This window comes from Streptomyces sp. NPDC087859 (assembly GCF_044742595.1).
Lineage (GTDB): Bacteria > Actinomycetota > Actinomycetes > Streptomycetales > Streptomycetaceae > Streptomyces > Streptomyces canus_F.
In genome coordinates this window covers 126,801-143,326 of the sequence record NZ_JBIUUU010000006.1, presented here as the reverse complement: position 1 = coordinate 143,326, position 16,526 = coordinate 126,801, and the positions used below count along the sequence as shown (strand labels likewise).

Sequence of the window (16,526 nt, the reverse complement as noted above, 5' to 3'; positions counted from 1 at the left end):
AGCAGTTCACATCTCGATCCAGCTGAGATTGACCCAGAAGAGAGAGCCGACCAATGAAGATCAGCATCCGCAGAAGCAGGCGAGCCGCCGTGGCGGTCGCCCTGGGCTCCGTCCTCGCGCTGACCGCCACCGCCTGCGGTGACGACGGCAGCAGCACGGGTGACAAGGGCAACGACGGCACCGGCACGGGCAAGATCGTCTTCTGGGACAACAACGGTGGTGTCCGCACCGACATCTGGAAGGAGGTCATCGCCGACTTCGAGAAGGCGAACCCGAAGATCGACGTCGAGTACGTCGGTATCGCCTCCACCGACTACCAGTCCAAGGTCGACACCGCCATCCAGGCCGACAGCCTCCCGGACGTCGGTGGCGTCGGCGCGGCGATGCTCGCGAGCTTCTCCGCCCAGGGCGCCCTGGAGCCGCTGGACAACCGGCTCGCCAAGTCCTCGCTCAACGGCAAGCTCAACGAGGACATGGTCGAGTCGCTGACGGCCGCCGGCGGCGGTGACGGCCGGCTCTACTCGATCCCCACCTCCGCGAACAACGGTGTGCTCTACTACCGCACCGACCTGTTCAAGAAGGCGGGCCTGGACGAGCCGACCACCTGGGACAAGTTCTACGAGGCCGCGGACAAGCTCACCGACGCCGGCAAGAACGAGTTCGGCTACACGATCCGCGGCGGCGCCGGGTCCATCGCGCAGGCACTGGACGCGATGTACGGGCAGTCCGGGATCACGTCGTTCTGGAACGGCGACAAGACCACGGTCAACGACCCGAAGAACGTGGAGGCGCTGGAGAAGTACGCGGCGCTCTTCAAGAAGGTCACACCGGCCGCCGACCTCAACAACGACTTCACCAAGATGGTCGCCCAGTGGGATTCCGGCACCATCGGAATGCTGAACCACAACCTGGGGTCGTACCAGGACCATGTGAAGGCGCTCGGGGTCGAGAAGTTCCGGGGTATTCCGCAGCCGACCGGGCCCGACGGAAAGCGGGTCCAGGTCTCCAACCCCGTTGACGGCATCGGCCTGTTCAAGACCTCCAAGAACAAGGACGCGGCCTGGAAGTTCATCGAGTTCGCCCTGTCGAAGGCGGAGAACTCGAAGTTCAACGAGTCCGCGGGGCAGGTGCCCGCGAACAACGACGCGGCGCAGGACGCGTGGATCTCGAAGGCCGAGCCGACCAAGCTGGCCGCGGCCGCGCTGACCGACGGTTCCACCAGCATCGTCCAGCTGCCGTACTACCTGCCCGACTGGGGCACCATCTCGAAGGCCGACAACGAGCCGAACTTCCAGAAGGTGCTGCTCGGAAAGATGAGCGCGAAGGACTTCCTCGACACGCTGGCGGACCAGCTGAACGAGGCCCAGACCGAGTGGAAGTCGCAGAACGGCTAAGAGCCAAGAGCACGGGTGGTTCGGGTAGTGGGGAGCTGCCGACCGGTTGGGGCCGGTCGCGCAGTTCCCCGCGCCCCTGGGTTGGTCAACGAAAGGCTTTCCTGTGTCCCTTACCCGCAGACAGATGACCACGGCGGCCCTTGCCGCTGTTCCCCTCACCTTTGCGGCCTCCGGTACCGCTTCCGCCGGAATCCGCCGCCCCCGGACGATCTACATCGCCGGTGACTCCACCGCCGCCCAGAAATACGCCGACGCGGCCCCCGAGACCGGGTGGGGCATGGCGCTTCCCTTCTTTCTGCACCGAGACCGGCCCGTCGCCAACCACGCGGTGAACGGGCGCAGTTCGAAGAGCTTCGTCGACGAAGGCCGGCTCGACACGATTCTCGGGCTGATCCAGCCCGGCGACTACCTCCTCGTCCAGTTCGCGCACAACGACGAGAAGTCCGCCGACCCCACCCGCTACACCGAGCCCTGGACGACGTACCAGGACTATCTGCGGCTGTACATCGACGGCGCCCGTGCCCGTGGTGCGCGGCCCGTGCTCGCGACCTCCGTGGAGCGCCGGAAGTTCGACACGGCCGGCAACGCCGTGCCGACCCACGGCGACTACCCGGCGTCGATGCGTGCGCTCGCCGAGGAGGAGCGGGTCGCGCTGCTCGACATCCAGGCGCTGTCCCTCGCGCTGTGGCAGAAGCTCGGGGTCGAGGAGACGAAGACGTACTTCAACTGGACCGCGACCGAGCAGGACAACACGCACTTCAATCCGCCCGGTGCCATCGCCGTGGCGCGGCTCGTGGCGCAGGAGCTGCTGCGCACCCGGGTGCTGCGCCCGCAGGACGTGCGGCGGCTCGACCAGGAGATCCCCACGTCCTGGATCACCTGGCCCGAGGCCACCGCGTAACCACCCCCTGAACCGGAAGAGAGAGCCGCACCATGAGCACACAGAAATGGCATGGGCATGACATAGCAGCCAAGGTGGCGCGTGCCGCCGTCGTCGTCGGCTGCACCGCCCTCGTGCTGACCGTCACCGGGCCCGGCGCCCAGGCGAGCGGTCGTGACGTCGCCCGGCAGACCCTCCCGGCCGGTGACGGCTGGGGTTCCTACGGGACCGGGACCACCGGTGGCGCCGCGGCCGACGCCGCCCATGTCCACACCGTCTCCACCTGGGCCGACTTCAAGGCCGCCCTGGCCGCCGGCGGAGACGCGCCGAAGATCATCAAGGTCAAGGGGACGATCGACGCCGTCTCGGAGGGCTGCGACGCCTTCGCCGCCGCCGGGTACGACTTCGACGCCTACCTCGCCACGTACGCGCCGGAGACCTGGGGGCTCGACACCGACCTCAGCGCCGAGCCCGACGACAGCCCCGAGGGGCTGCGCCGCACCTCCGCCGCCAACCAGGACAAGGCCATCAAGGCCAACGTCCCCTCCAACACCACGATCATCGGCATCGGCAAGAACGCCGGGATCAAGGGCGCCAGCCTCCAGATCAAGGCCGTCGACAACGTCATCATCCGCAACCTCGCCTTCGAGAGCCCCATCGACTGCTTCCCGCAGTGGGACCCGACCGACGGCGCCAACGGCAACTGGAACTCCGAGTACGACACCGCCGTCGTCTACGGCTCCACCCACGTGTGGATGGACCACAACACCTTCACCGACGGCTCCCACCCCGACAGCGCCGCGCCGACCTACTTCGGCATGCTCTACCAGCAGCACGACGGGGAACTGGACATCGTCCGCGGCTCCAACTACGTCACCGCCTCGTGGAACGTCTTCACCGAGCACGACAAGACGATCCTGATCGGCAACAGCGACAGCGAGTCCACGGCGGTGGGCGACCGGGGCAAGCTCAAGGTCACCTTCCACCACAACCAGTTCTCCGACCTCGTCGAGCGCGCCCCGCGCGTGCGGTTCGGGCAGGTCGACTCCTACAACAACCACTTCGTGGCCAACGAGGACTACTCCTACAGCTTCGGCATCGGCAAGGAGTCCCAACTGGTCGCCGAGCACAACGCGTTCACGCTGCCGGAAGGGGTCAGCGCGGCCAAGGTGCTCAAGCGCTGGAACGTCTCCCCGGTCACCGCCGCCGACAACTACGTCAACGGCAAGCCCACCGACCTGATCGCCGTCCACAACGCCGAGATCCCCGCCGAGACCCTCGAGTCCGGCGCCGGCTGGACGCCGACCCTGCGCACGAAGATCGACCCGGTCAAGAAGGTCCCCGGGATCGTCGACCGCGGCGCCGGCGCCGGCCGCGTCTGCTGACACCCGCCCCCTGAACGGCCGGGGCGGCCCGCACCGCGCACTCACCACCCCGAGTGCGCCCGCCCCGGCCCCAGCCCCCCACGGCGAGGAACACCACGCACATCACCGAAGAGCCGCACAGCCAAGGAGCATCGCCATGCCCTCGCCCCACCGCCAACTCCCCCTGTCCAGAAGGGGATTCCTGACCGCGAGCGTTGGCACGGCCGCCGCGCTCGGCCTCGCGTCCGCGCCCGCCTTCGCCGGCGGTCGGCGCCCCTTCGGCCGGTTCGGTTCCCCGGCCGCCCGGCTGACCCCGACCACGCTCTACATCGACACCCAGGGCCGCGGCGACTTCACCAGCGTCCAGGCCGCCGTCACCACGGTCACCACCGCCGGGTACACCCTGGTCCTCGCCCCCGGTGTGTACCGGGAGACCGTCGCCGTCGCGGCCACCGCCACCGAGCTGACCTGGATCGGCGCGAGCGAGGACCCGCGGGACGTCGTCATCGTCTACGACAACGCGGCCGGCACCCCCAAGCCCGACGGCTCCGGCACCTACGGCACCACCGGCTCGGCCACCACCCTGGTCCGCCCCGACGGCTTCACCGCCCGCTGGATCACCTTCGCCAACGACTGGCTGCGCGCCGACCATCCGGGCGTCTCCGGCACCCAGGCCGTCGCCATCAAGGTGCTGGGCGACCGCTCGGCCTTCCACCACTGCCGCTTCCTGGGCCACCAGGACACCTTGTACGCGGACTCCACCGCCCTGGCCGTCTTCGCCCGCCAGTACTTCTCGCACTGCTACGTCGAGGGCGACGTCGACTTCGTCTTCGGCCGGGGCACCGCCGTGTTCGAGCAGTGCCACTTCCGCACCCTGACCCGCACCGACCTGGCCTCCGCCCCGTACGGCTTCGTCTTCGCGCCGTCCACGGCGGGCGCCAACCCGCTCGGCTACCTGGTCACCAAAAGCCGCATCAGCAGCGAGGCCCCCGACGCCTACTACAAGCTGGCCCGCCCCTGGGTGCCCAGCTCCGACCCCACCGCCCGCCCCGGCCTCACCGTCCGGGACAGCCGCCTCGACGCGGGCATCGACGCGGTGGCGCCCTACGCCAACATGTCGGACGGCTTCCCCTGGCAGAACCAGCGTTTCGCCGAGTACCGCAACACGGGACCGGGCGCGGTGATCACGGTCCCCGAGAACCGGCCCCAACTCACCGACGACCAGGCCGAGTCGGCGACCCGCGCCGCCTACCTCGGCGACTGGCAGCCGTGGAAGCGGGGGTGCTGAGATGCGCAGACGCATCCTTCTCGCCGCCGGCGCGGGCCTGTTCGCGGCAGGGGCCGCCACTCCGGCCTCCGCCACCGGTGCCCGCCGGGTCCTGCACGTCCGCCCCGGCGGCTCCGTCCAGGCGGCCGTGGACGCGGTCGACGGTCCCGGCTGGACGATCGTCGTGCACCCGGGGACGTACCGCGAGGTCGTCGACGTGCCCGCCGACAAGGCCGAGTTGACCCTGCGCGGTGCCTCCCGCGACCCCCGCGACACCGTGATCGTCTACGACAACGCGAACGGCACACAGAAGCCCGACGGCTCCGGAACGTACGGCACCGCAGGCTCCGCCACCTTCACCTCCGCCGCCCCCGGCCTCACCGTCCGCGACCTGACCCTCGCCAACGACTGGCTGCGCGCCGACCATCCCGACATCACCGGGACCCAGGCGGTCGCCTCCTGCACGTACGGGGACCGCACCCACTTCGACAACGTCCGGCTGCTCGCCCACCAGGACACCCTCTTCGTCGAGACGACCGCGCTCACCTCCTTCGACCGGCAGTACTTCCACCGCTGCTACATCGAGGGCGACGTCGACTTCGTCTTCGGCCGGGCCACCGCCGTCTTCGAGGAGTGCCACTTCCACACCCTCCAGCGGGACGTCACCTTCACCCCGAAGGGCATGGTCTTCGCCCCGTCCACCGCCCGCGCCAACCCCCACGGCATCCTCGCCCTGCGCTCCCGCATCACCTCGGGCGCCGAGGACGCGGCGTACAAGCTGGCCCGGCCGTGGGTCCCGTCGTACGAGACGACCGCCTGGCCGTCCCTCGTCGTGCGGGACACCCGGATCGGACCCGGCATCGACCCCGTCGCGCCCTACACCAACATGCGGGAGGCGTACCCCTGGCAGACCATGCGGTTCCACGAGTACCGCAACTCCGGCCCCGGCGCGGCGATCCCGGTGCCGGAGAACAGGCCTCAACTGACCCGCGACCAAGCCGAGTCGCACACCAAGGCCACGTATCTCGGCGACTGGTGCCCGCGTGCGTAGGGCTGCCGCCGCCCTCCTCGCCTGCGTGTGCCTGGCCTTCGGTTGGGCGCCGCCGGCCGCCGCCGGCGAGGGCGGTCCCGTCGGCTGGGCCTCCACCGGCGCCGGCACCACCGGCGGGGCGGGCGGCACCGTCTCGACGGTGCACACCCGCGCCGAGCTCAAGGAGGCCCTCGCCAACGCGGGTGATCCCACCGCGCCCAAGGTGATCCGGGTCGTCGGGGACATCAACGGCCATGAGGCGGACGACGGTTCCCTGCTCGGCGAGCAGGACTACGCGCCCGGATACGACCTCGCCCAGTACATGTCCTGCTTCGGCGAGGACGGCACCACCTGGTCCGACACCCGCCACGACTACTGCAGACAGCAGCGGCAGCTGCGCCAGACCGGGTCGAACAAGGAGAAGGCACAGATCCAGCTCACCGTGCCGAGCAACACGACACTCGTCGGTGCCGGCCGTGACGCCCGGCTGCTCGGCGTCTTCCTGACGGTCAACACCGGCACGAACATCATCGTGCGCAACCTCCGGCTGGAGGCTCCCGTCGACCACTTCACCAGCTGGTCGCCCGACGACGGCACCCAGGGCAACTGGAACGCCCGCTTCGACGCGATGACCGTCATCACCGGCAAGAACATCTGGGTCGACCACTGCACCTTCACCGACGGCCGCTTCCCGGACCGCGAGGCACCGCTCGGCTTCCACGGCGAGCACGTCCAACGGCACGACGGACTGCTGGACATCGAGGACGGCTCCGACTTCCTCACCGTCTCCGACAGCCGGTTCACCGACCACGACAAGGCGCTCCTCATCGGGTCGGGGGACGGGCGCGGCGACCGCGACCGGGGGCACCTCAGGATCACCTTCGCCCGGAACCTCTTCACCGACATCATGCAGCGCGGCCCCCGCGTCCGCTTCGGACAGGTGCACGTCGTCAACAACGTCTACCGGGGCCGGGCCCCTCTCTACGCGCTGGGCGTGGGCGTGGAGTCGGCGATCTACTCCGAGCGCAACGTCTTCCGGTACGACCCGGGTCTCGCCCTGGCCGCCTACGGCGGCGAGCACTTCCGCGACACCGGCTCCTGGCACAACGGCCGCCCCGCCAGGCTGAACACGGTGGCGAGCGGCCTCGGACTGACCGACGACGTCGGCTGGGACCCGGCCGGCGTCTACGACTACCGGCCGCTCAGGTCCCCGGCGGCGGTCGAGCACCACGTCCTGACCCACGCCGGCGCGGGGAGGCCGTATGGCCACTCCTGACAGCCTGTACCCGGAGCTGAGGAAGGAGCTCACCTTCCCGCTCGCCTGGGGCACTTCGCGGGTCCGGGACTTCAGCGACTGGCGGCTCCTGGCCCGGGCCAAGGTCGAGCAGCACCTCCTGGTGGAGCGGCAGGACGAGACACCGTACGCGCCGGAGTACGGCGTGCCGTCCCGGACCGACTCCTGCACACGGGAGCTGGTGACGCTCTCCCTCACCCGGTACGAGCGCGTTCGGGGCGTCCTCCTCACCCCGCGAGGCCCCGGCCCCTTCCCCGCCGTGCTCCTCTTCCACGACCACGGGTCCGAGTTCGGCATCGGCAAGGAGAAACTCGTCCGGCCCTGGTACGACGAGACCCGGCTGGCCTCCGCCCAAGCGTGGGCCGACCGGTACTACAGCGGTCGGTTCGTGGGCGACGAGCTGGCCCGGCGCGGATATGTCGTGCTGTGCCTGGACGCCCCGGGCTGGGGCGACCGCGGCCCGATCGCCTACGACCAGCAGCAGGCCCTGGCGAGCAACTTCTTCCACCTCGGCTCCTCGCTCGCCGGACTCATGGCCCGCGAGGACGCCCGCGCCGCCGGCTTCCTGGCCGGCCTGAAGCACGTGCGCCGGGTCGCCGCCCTCGGCTTCTCCATGGGCGCCTACCGCGCCTGGCAGACCGCCGCGCTCAGCCACGACATCGCGGCCACCGCCGCCGTCTGCTGGATGACCGGCCTCAGGGAAATGATGGTGCCCGGCAACAACACGCTGCGCGGGCAGTCGTCGTACTACATGCTCCACCCGGGGCTCTCCCGGTTCCTCGACTTCCCCGACGTGGCGAGCATCGCCGCCCCCAGGCCGATGCTCTTCTTCGACGGCGGGCTCGACCCGCTGTTCCCCGCCGACGGCGTCCGAGCCGCGTACGACACGCTGCGCGCCGTCTGGCACTCGTGCCACGCCGAGGAGCGGTTGCGTCTGAAGACCTGGCCCGATCTCGGCCATGTCTTCGCCGACCGCATGCAGGACGAGGTCTTCCACTGGCTCGACCACGTCCTCTGATCCACCGTCCCCCTCCCCGTCCGTACGAGAAAAGGACCGCACTCCATGTCTCGTCGTACCGCTCTGATCGCCACGACGGCCCTCGCCCTCGGCACCGCCGTGGCCGTCCTCCCCACCCAGGCCCAGGCCGCGACCGTGGTCGTGGACACCTCGGCCGAACTGAGCAGCGCCCTGTCCGGCGCCACCGCCGGCACGGTCATCCAGGTCCGCGGCGGCACCTACTACCCGACGGCCACCCTGCAGTCCACGGCCAACGGCACCTCGTCCTCGCCGGTCCAGCTCACCGCCTACGGCTCGGAGACCGTCAAGATCGACGGCTCGAACCTGCCCGACGGCGACTGGATCTTCAAGCTGACCGCGGACTACTGGAACGTCTCCAACATCACCTTCCAGAACTCCCCGGACAGCGCCGTCGTCTGCCAGTCCTGCACCGGCACGGTGTGGAACAACATCAAGACCATCAACGGCGGCGACTCCGGCTTCACGCTCACCGGCGACGGGACCGTCAACAACACGGTCAAGAACATCGACTCCTACGGCCACTACGACGCCGCGGGCCACGGCGAGAACGCCGACGGCATCGCCGTGAAGTTCGGCTCCGGCACCGGCAACCTGATCACCGGCGCCCGCCTCTACAACAACTCGGACGACGGTCTGGACTTCTGGTCCTTCTCCTCGCCCGTCACCGTCGAGCACACCTGGGCCATGGGCAACGGCGTCAACCGCTGGTCCGACTCGGCCTTCGCGGGCGACGGCAACGGCTACAAGCTGGGCGGCGACGGCGAGGTCGTGGCGCACGTCATCAACAACTCGGCGGCCTGGGGCAACGCCGGCAACGGGTTCACCGAGAACTCCAACAAGGGCGCGATCGTCATCAACCGCACCACCGCCTACGCCAACAGCAAGTGGGGCTACTACTTCGCCACCGGCGCCGCCAAGCTCGGCAAGAACCTCGCCGTCGGCAACAGCGGCGGCTCGGTCAGCAAGGGCTCGTCGGTCACCTCGTCCGGCAACAACTGGGACTCCGGCATCGCGACGCCGGCCTTCATCTCCACGAACGCGTCGACGACCTACAACGCCCGCAGCTCCAGCGGCACCCTGCCGGCCACGACCTTCCTCACCACGGGCTCGACGACGATCGGCGCCACCATGAACTGACCTCTCGGGGTGCTTGACCCGTTTTTTGCCCGGCGGGTCTCGCGCCCACCGGGGTGACGCGCGTAGAACGTCTGTCATGCATAAGTCACTGCGTATCGCGGCGCTCGCCGCGGCGTGTGCCGTCACCGGCGCCGCCCTCTACGGCGCCGGTGCGGCCACGGCCGGCCAGTCCACCGCGAACAGCACCCACGAGCCCTACAACATCGGGCTCCTGGTGAAGGACATCGACACCTACTACGGCACCACACTCGACGCCAACGGCGTCTACCAGGCGTCCACGAGCAGCCAGTACGCCAAGGACCTGGCGAAGCTCGACGCGGCCGCCAGGAAGCAGATCGACAAGGCGGCCCGCAAGGCGCTGAAGAAGCACGACAAGCCCGCGGTCGTCTTCGACATCGACGACACGCTGCTGCTCAGCCTCGACTACGAGAAGAAGACCAACTACACGTACAACGCCACCACGTGGGCCGACTACGTGAACAAGGCCGACCGCCCGGCCGTCTTCGGCAGCCCCGAGCTGGTCCGGTACGCCGAGTCCAAGGGCGTCGAGGTCTTCTACAACTCGGGTCTGTCCGAGGCGCAGCGCTCCGCGGCCGTCGAGAACCTGAAGAAGATCGGCGCCGATGTGAACCTCGACGCCGACCACGTGTTCCTCAAGGACAAGGCCAACCCGCCGTCCTACCTCAGCGCCTGCGCCACGCCGGGCACCTGGACCTGCACGACCGTGCAGTACAAGTCCGGCACCCGCAAGCACATCGAGCAGGACCTCGGGTACGACATCGTCGCCAACTTCGGCGACCAGTACTCCGACCTGGACGGCGGCTACGCCGACAGGACGTACAAGCTCCCGAACCCGACGTACTTCGTCAGCTAGTCCTTCCTGACCGGCTTGATTCCCTCCAGGGTCGGCACCACCGGCAGAATCGATCCGTCGGCCGCGAACTCCATGCGGTCGACGGTCGTCTCCCGGTGCATACCGTCCCCGCCCGCCTTGCCCGGCCCGTTCAGGGCGAACCGGTGGTAGACGATGTACCAGTCGTCGGTGCCGGGCGTGTTCACCACGGAGTGATGGCCGGTGGCGAGGATGCCGTACTCGGGACGCTTGGACAGGATCGTCCCCTTCTTGGTCCACGGGCCGAGCGGGGACGGTCCCGTCGCGTAGGCGACGTGGTAGTTCTCGCTGCGGGTGTCGTCCTCGGACCACATGAAGTAGTACGTGCCCTTCCGCTTGATCACGAAGGATCCCTCGCGGAAGTTGTCCGGGGTGATGTCCTTGACCTGCGCCGGGTCGTACGAGGTCATGTCGTCGTTCAGCGGCACGACGTATCCGTGGCCGTTGCCCCAGTAGAGATACGACGTCCCGTCGTCGTCCGTGTACACGGCGGGGTCGATCATCTGGCCCTGGAACGAGCCGCCCTTCGCCACCAGCGGCTTGCCCAGCGCGTCCTTGAAGGGACCGGCGGGGGAGTCCGCCACCGCGACGCCGATCTGCTGCTCGGCGCAGAAGTAGAAGTAGTACCTGCCGTCCCGCTCGGCGATGGCCGGCGCCCACGCGTACCGGTCCGCCCAGGTGACGTCCGGACCGAGGTCCAGGATGACGCCGTGGTCCTTCCAGTGGACCAGGTCCTTCGACGAGTACGCCGTGAAGCGGGTGCCGCCCCAGCCCTGGAAGCCGTCCGTCGTCGGGTAGATCCAGTACTCGCCGTTCAGATAGTGCACGTCAGGGTCGGCGTTGAGCCCTGGCAGGACGGGACTCCCGGTCCGGACCGCCTCCACCGTCCAGGTCCGCCTGGTGCCGTCGGCGGCCGTCACGGTGTACGTCTGCGGCTTGCGGAAGTCGCGGCGGGTGCCGGACCGGGGGCTGACGGAGGCACCTTCACCGATCGCGAGCTTCGGTGCCAGGCGCGCGAGGTCCGCGTCCGGCCGCATCGGCAGCACGACCTTCGAGGCGGCCTCCGTGACGATGGCGTACCCCTTCTGGTCCTTCGCCGTCACGTCGACGACCGAGGCGGGGGTCGACGGGTAGGCCGCCAGCAGCCGGTCGTACTCGGCCTGCGTCACCGGAAGTACCGTTCCGTGACGGGGACTTGCCGGGAGCTGGTAGTCCGTCGACGGCGTCCACCGGCCCGAGTCGAGGTCGGTCGTCTCGAAGGGGACGTACCCGCGACCGCCGTACTCGTCGATGAAGAGGTACCACTTCTCCTCGGTGTTCGACTTGAACACCGTCGGCCCCTCGCCGCGCGACATCGCGCCGCTGCCGACACAGTCCGCCACGAAGTCGTACGTCGTCGAGGTCAGGGAGGTCGACTTCTCCGCGGTGATGAACTTCGAGCAGGGGCTGGAGGAGCCGGGGTCCCGCTCGTCCTTGGTGTAGCGGTAGTAGGTGTCCTTGTGCTTCACGACCGTCGAGTCGATGACCGAGTAGCCCGGGTCGTCCCAGACCTTCGGCTCGCTGAAGGTGCGGAAGTCCTTCGTGGTCGCGTACAGCATCTTGTTGTACGTCGATCCCGCGTGGTCGGGGTCGTCGTCGGCGTACAGCTTCGACGCCCAGAAGACGACGTACTCGCCGAGGGAGTCGTCCCAGTAGGCCTCCGGCGCCCAGGTGTTGCCCGCGGAGTCGGGGGAGACCTTCACCAGGCGCTGGTCGGTCCAGTGGACCAGGTCGGTGGACTCCCAGACCATGATCGACTTGCTGCCGTGCCGCTGGACGTGGTCCCAACTGCCGCTGCTGTTGCGGTACATGCGCAGGTCGGTGGCGATCAGATAGAACTTGTCGCCCTGGGGGGAGCGGATCACGAACGGGTCGCGCAGCCCCTTCTCGCCGGTCGTCGAGGTCAGGACCGGCTTTCCGGCGTTCAGCTCACGCCAGTGCAGCGGGTCGTTGCCACGGCTGAGGGCATAGCGGATCTGCTCGCCGTCGGCGGTGCCCTCGCCGGTGAAGTAGGTGAAGAGATATCCGGCGTACTTGGACTTGTTCACGGGTGGAGCTCCGGAGTTGGCGGTACTGGGCGGGGCCGACAGCAGACCGAGCAGAAGGGCGAGGAGGGGGAGCAGGAGCGTGCGAGCGGTGCGGGGGCGCATGACACATCCTGTGTGAGTGTGGGGGTTTGTGTTCGATCGGAGTGTCATCGGTGGGGCCGGACGCGTCAATCGGTGTGCGGGGGATGGGCGACACCGAAACTTTCGATCGATCTTCACGCCGCGCGGCAACTTTTACGGGCGTGGTGGCGACCTGGATGCAGAAACGGGCCGGGGCGGCCCCTCCGGCCCGTTTCGCCTTCATCGCCTAGGAAAGGAACGCCCCGTGCGTCAGAGCACCGGACGCCACCGCAGGACCCGTACGCTCTCCGTCGCCGCGGCGGTGGCCGTCGCCGCGGGGGCGGGCGGCGTCTGTCTCGGTCTGTCGAACGGCGGCGCCGAGGCCGCTTCGTCGACGGTCACCGTGTCCACCACCGCGCAGCTCGAAGCAGCCGTGAAGAGCGCCGCCGCGGGCACCACCATCCAGCTCCGCGCCGGCACCTACTACCCGACGGCGACCCTCAAGTCGACCGCGAACGGCACGAGTTCGGCACGGATCACACTCCAGGCGTACGGCGGCGAGAAGGCCAAGGTCGACGGCTCCAAGCTGGCCGCCGGGTCCTGGCTGGCCGGGATCTACGGCGACTACTGGACCGTGCAGAACCTGACCTTCCAGAACTCCCCGGCCCAGGGCTTCGTCGTGACCTCGTCCGTGGGCGGCGTCTTCAAGAACCTCGTCACCGCGAACAACGGCGACTCCGGGTTCACGCTGCGCGGCGACGGCACGACGAACAACCTCGTGCAGAACCTGGACAGTCACGGCAACTACGACCCGGCAGGGCACGGGCAGAACGCCGACGGCATCGCGGTCAAGTTCGGCTCCGGCACCGGCAACAGGATCACCGGAGCCCGTCTCCACAACAACTCGGATGACGGTCTCGACCTCTGGCAGTTCTCCTCCCCCGTCACCATCGAGCACTCCTGGGCGTTCGGCAACGGCAAGAACCGCTGGAACGACGCGGCCTTCGAGGGCAACGGCAACGGCTACAAGCTGGGCGGCGGGGGTGTCACGGTCGCGCACGTCGTCAACAACAACGCGGCCTGGGACAACACGCTGAACGGGTTCACCGAGAACTCCAACCCGGGCGCGATCGTCCTGAACCGCAACACGGCGTACGCCAACGCCGAGGCGGGCTTCTACTTCGCCACGGGCAAGGCCCGTCTGGCGCGGAACCTGGCCGTGGGCAACAAGGGCGGCCTGTCCAAGCTGGGCTCGTCGACGGTGTCCGCCGCGAACAACTGGGACGGCGGGGTCTCGACACCGTCCTTCAAGTCGACGGACGCGGCGACGGCGTACGGCGCGCGGAAGTCGGACGGTTCACTCCCGGCCACCACCTTCCTCACCACCGGCTCGACCGCCATCGGTTCGACCATGAACTGAACGCGGGACACGGAACGCCCCGCCTGTCGTCACAGGCGGGGCGTTCTCTGTGCCGGCCGAGGGGGGCTCGGGCCGGCTACTGCTGACCGAGGGGGGCTCAGGTCAGCAGGTCCACGCAGTCGAACGACGTGCCCGGGCTGAGATAGGCCGTGCCCGTCGAACCACTGACGATCTCGAGCTTCAGGACGTTGTACTGGGAGGTGTCCGTCTGCCACGCACTATTAGGGACGTTGAAGGTGAACGAATGGTTGTTCCCCCGGTATGAACCTGTGGTGAGAGAGCGGGTGTTGGGCTGAGCGGGGGCCGTGGGGACGGCCGAAACCCAGTCGTTCACGGTGACGCGCGGACGGCCGTTGAGAAAGGCGTCCGTGACACCGACCCTGAGAGTGTGCGCGGACGCGGCTTGTGCCTTGGTCAACTTGAAGTGGACCAGGATGCCGTCGTTGACGTCCTTCCAGATGTACGCGGGGAAGGACGCCGCCTCACTGCCGTCGCCGATCGTGACGTTGCCGGTCCACTTCGCCGCGCGGGCGTCGGACGGGTGGGCGTACGTCATCAGCTCGGCGTTCTTGAACTGCCCGGGCGTGCCGTCCCAGTCGCCGAGCCGCCAGATCGCCGAAGCGGTCGACGGGTCGCCCGTGACGGTCAGGCTGTTCAGGGACGTCGTACCGCCCGCCGTGACCTTCACCGACGCGGTGTGCACGGCGAGTTCGCCCTTGTAGACGGTCAGCGTGTACGTCCCCGGCAGCATCCCCTTGCAGGAGAAACCGCCCGTGCCCGCCGCGGCCTTCGCCCAGTACTGGGCGTCCGCGTTGGCGAAGCCCACGGTGTACGGGTATCTGGCGTCCATCCCCTTCAGCCCGACGCCCGCCACCTTGCCGCGGCCGGCCGCGCCGACCCAGCCGGTGATGCCGAGGCCGTCGACCCAGGAGGTGTCGAGCCTGGCGTGGAAGAGGGACGAGGAGGGCGTACCGCCGTCCGTGAAGGCCAGCACGTACGGGCCCTGGAGGCCGAAGCGCTCCGGCTCCGTCTGGGCCTGGTTGTAATGCAGGATCTCGTAGAGCCCCGCGCCCAGGTCGTTGGAGTGGCGCAGCAGCGAACGGTAGAAGGGGCCGCCCGAGGCCTTCTCGTGGTTGGAGCGCACCAGGTACAGACCGACCGAGCCGGTGGTGAGGCCGACGTGGTCGTAGTCGATGACGCGCTTGCCCGAGTAGTGCTTGGAGTGGGTCGTGCCGTCGCCGCGCTTCCAGACGTCACCGGCCTCGATGACCTTGTCCGAGGCCTCGATCCAGGAGTCCGAGCCCTCGTTGGGGAACATCCCGGGCTTGAGGCGGACGAGGTAGCGGGTCGCGGTGAAGGAGGCGTCCGCCTTGTTCGTCCAGGCGTAGACGTTGTTCTGGCCGCTGCGGGCCGCGTACCACTGGGTGATCGCACCGTGCGCGACCTTCACCAGGATCGTCGACCCGGACTGCAGAATCGTCACGGTGGAGGCGCCGAGGCCGGACTCGACGTGCGAGTGCCTGCCGCCGTAGCCCTCGTACTCCTTGCCCTTGTAGGCGAGGGAGGTGATGTCGCCCGTCGACTTGGAGACCTTGAACACGAGCGAGGCACCGGTGTCGATGACGTAGTTCTTGCCGTCGTCCTGGTAGCCGAAGGCGGCGGCGGACGCCGACGACAGCGGGCCGGTGCCGCCCGCGACGGCGGCGCCGGTGGCGGCGACGCCGATCGCGGAGGCCCCGAGCACGCGTCGGCGTGTGAGGTGTCTCTTGTGCGTGCTCAAGGGGATGGCTCCGTCATGCTTGAAGGTTCACTCACTCGTACGAAATGTCAGAGGAAGAGAACTTGCAGAAGGTTCCGTCGGCACCGGTACCGATCTGGGTCGGTTCGGCGCCCGTGTTGTTGCCCTTGAAGCGGACACAGGTCTTGATCTTCTTGCCGCTGTCGCCGTGGATACGGACCTTGCGCAGCGCGGCGGTGTCGCCGTAGTTCGTGTTGATGCCCACGATCGCGTTCATCGGCGCGGTGACGTCCACGTCGTTGAGGATGATCGTGCGCTTGTACTGCGTGGAGCAGTTGCCGCAACTGCGCACCAGCTTGCCGGAGTTCTCGACCTGGAACTTGGAGACGACCAGCTTGCCGGCGCCGTTGAACTGCAGGACCTTGTCCGAGCCGTTCTTCGCGCCGCCGCCGTAGACCGTGTAGACGGACGAGGAGGACTTGCCCTTGAAGGTCGCCGCGTCCTCGCCGACATCCGTCCACCACACGTTCTGCAGCGTGCAGCTGCCCAGGCAGTGGACGCCGTCCGCGGCCGGGGTGCCGATGATCACGTTCTTCAGGACGGCGCCGTCCGCCAGCTGGAAGACCGGGTCCTGGCCCTCGTCCTGGCTGTCGCCGCCGAGGGCACCGCTGCCGTAGAACTGCTTGTAGCCGCCGTTGTAGGTGCCCGTGACCTTGATGGTGCTGCTCACGGCCTGCTTGCCGGTGGCGGTCGGCCAGGAGGACGCGGCGCTCGCGGAGGACAGCATCGTCGTCGTGACGATCGCCGCACCCGTGAGGCCGAGGGCCGAGGCTCCGGCGATCACCGCCCGGCGCTTGGAAACCTGGCGGCGGTGGCGGACGCGCTGTTCAGCTCGTGCAGTCATGCCCATTCCTTGCGTGGGAG

At 68.7% G+C, this 16,526-nt stretch carries 13 protein-coding genes; 10 read left to right on the top strand and 3 right to left on the bottom strand.

The window, feature by feature from the left end; genetic code table 11:
- Window positions 1–53: 53 nt before the first annotated feature.
- The 9 genes from ACIOHP_RS15970 to ACIOHP_RS15930 all read left to right on the top strand — a co-directional run bounded on the left by ACIOHP_RS15970 (window position 54) and on the right by ACIOHP_RS15930 (window position 10,279).
- Window positions 54–1,394 (top strand): sugar ABC transporter substrate-binding protein, encoded by a 1,341-nt coding sequence (locus ACIOHP_RS15970; protein ID WP_361553925.1) that lies wholly within the window; start codon window positions 54–56, stop codon window positions 1,392–1,394.
- A 103-nt stretch (window positions 1,395–1,497) separates the two neighbouring features.
- A complete protein-coding gene (locus ACIOHP_RS15965; RefSeq protein WP_401887817.1) occupies window positions 1,498–2,295 on the top strand; it encodes a rhamnogalacturonan acetylesterase in 798 nt (265 codons plus the stop codon).
- Between the two features lie 32 nt (window positions 2,296–2,327).
- Complete coding sequence (locus ACIOHP_RS15960) at window positions 2,328–3,659, top strand: polysaccharide lyase family 1 protein (RefSeq protein ID WP_401887815.1); 1,332 nt, start codon at window positions 2,328–2,330, stop codon at window positions 3,657–3,659.
- Window positions 3,660–3,795: 136 nt separating this feature from the next.
- The gene (locus ACIOHP_RS15955) at window positions 3,796–4,926 is read left to right on the top strand and encodes a pectinesterase family protein (RefSeq protein WP_401887812.1); all 1,131 of its coding nucleotides are present in this window, start codon (window positions 3,796–3,798) and stop codon (window positions 4,924–4,926) included.
- 1 nt (window position 4,927) lies between these two features.
- On the top strand, window positions 4,928–5,956 hold the full coding sequence (locus ACIOHP_RS15950; protein ID WP_401887809.1) for a pectinesterase family protein: 1,029 nt from the start codon (window positions 4,928–4,930) through the stop codon (window positions 5,954–5,956).
- Window positions 5,949–7,211 carry a polysaccharide lyase family 1 protein gene (locus tag ACIOHP_RS15945; protein WP_401887807.1) on the top strand — a complete coding sequence of 421 codons (1,263 nt, stop codon included), beginning with the start codon at window positions 5,949–5,951 and terminating at the stop codon, window positions 7,209–7,211. The genes ACIOHP_RS15950 and ACIOHP_RS15945 overlap by 8 nt, the downstream gene beginning before the upstream one ends.
- Entirely contained in the window at window positions 7,198–8,247 is a 1,050-nt protein-coding gene (locus tag ACIOHP_RS15940; RefSeq protein ID WP_401887805.1) for a dienelactone hydrolase family protein, read from the top strand. The genes ACIOHP_RS15945 and ACIOHP_RS15940 overlap by 14 nt, the downstream gene beginning before the upstream one ends.
- Before the next feature lie 45 nt (window positions 8,248–8,292).
- Window positions 8,293–9,405, top strand: coding sequence for a pectate lyase (locus ACIOHP_RS15935; protein WP_401887802.1), 1,113 nt, complete (start codon window positions 8,293–8,295; stop codon window positions 9,403–9,405).
- Between the two features lie 76 nt (window positions 9,406–9,481).
- Window positions 9,482–10,279 carry an HAD family acid phosphatase gene (locus ACIOHP_RS15930; protein WP_361553897.1) on the top strand — a complete coding sequence of 266 codons (798 nt, stop codon included), beginning with the start codon at window positions 9,482–9,484 and terminating at the stop codon, window positions 10,277–10,279.
- Here ACIOHP_RS15930 and ACIOHP_RS15925 read toward each other — a convergent pair.
- Window positions 10,276–12,486: a family 43 glycosylhydrolase gene (locus tag ACIOHP_RS15925; RefSeq protein ID WP_401887799.1), complete on the bottom strand. Its 2,211-nt coding sequence runs from the start codon at window positions 12,484–12,486 to the stop codon at window positions 10,276–10,278. The two genes, ACIOHP_RS15930 and ACIOHP_RS15925, sit on opposite strands and share 4 nt — an antisense overlap.
- 223 nt (window positions 12,487–12,709) lie before the next feature.
- Here ACIOHP_RS15925 and ACIOHP_RS15920 point away from each other — a divergent pair, with 223 nt between their 5' ends.
- Window positions 12,710–13,864, top strand: coding sequence for a right-handed parallel beta-helix repeat-containing protein (locus tag ACIOHP_RS15920; RefSeq protein WP_401887796.1), 1,155 nt, complete (start codon window positions 12,710–12,712; stop codon window positions 13,862–13,864).
- Between the two features lie 97 nt (window positions 13,865–13,961).
- Here the strand turns inward: ACIOHP_RS15920 and ACIOHP_RS15915 are convergent, their stop codons facing one another.
- Both ACIOHP_RS15915 and ACIOHP_RS15910 read right to left on the bottom strand, forming a co-directional pair.
- On the bottom strand, window positions 13,962–15,644 hold the full coding sequence (locus ACIOHP_RS15915) for a rhamnogalacturonan lyase B N-terminal domain-containing protein (protein ID WP_401887793.1): 1,683 nt from the start codon (window positions 15,642–15,644) through the stop codon (window positions 13,962–13,964).
- 31 nt (window positions 15,645–15,675) lie between these two features.
- Entirely contained in the window at window positions 15,676–16,506 is an 831-nt protein-coding gene (locus ACIOHP_RS15910) for a pectate lyase (RefSeq protein WP_361553885.1), read from the bottom strand.
- Window positions 16,507–16,526 lie beyond the last annotated feature (20 nt).

Bases quoted from the DNA above. Each gene is read 5' to 3' on its own strand.
- ACIOHP_RS15940 (WP_401887805.1), top strand. From the start codon at position 7,198: ATGGCCACTCCTGACAGCCTGTACCCGGAGCTGAGGAAGGAGCTCACC.
- ACIOHP_RS15925 (WP_401887799.1), bottom strand. From the start codon at position 12,486: ATGCGCCCCCGCACCGCTCGCACGCTCCTGCTCCCCCTCCTCGCCCTT.
- ACIOHP_RS15960 (WP_401887815.1), top strand. From the start codon at position 2,328: ATGAGCACACAGAAATGGCATGGGCATGACATAGCAGCCAAGGTGGCG.
- ACIOHP_RS15930 (WP_361553897.1), top strand. From the start codon at position 9,482: ATGCATAAGTCACTGCGTATCGCGGCGCTCGCCGCGGCGTGTGCCGTC.
- ACIOHP_RS15935 (WP_401887802.1), top strand. From the start codon at position 8,293: ATGTCTCGTCGTACCGCTCTGATCGCCACGACGGCCCTCGCCCTCGGC.
- ACIOHP_RS15955 (WP_401887812.1), top strand. From the start codon at position 3,796: ATGCCCTCGCCCCACCGCCAACTCCCCCTGTCCAGAAGGGGATTCCTG.
- ACIOHP_RS15950 (WP_401887809.1), top strand. From the start codon at position 4,928: ATGCGCAGACGCATCCTTCTCGCCGCCGGCGCGGGCCTGTTCGCGGCA.
- ACIOHP_RS15970 (WP_361553925.1), top strand. From the start codon at position 54: ATGAAGATCAGCATCCGCAGAAGCAGGCGAGCCGCCGTGGCGGTCGCC.
- ACIOHP_RS15910 (WP_361553885.1), bottom strand. From the start codon at position 16,506: ATGACTGCACGAGCTGAACAGCGCGTCCGCCACCGCCGCCAGGTTTCC.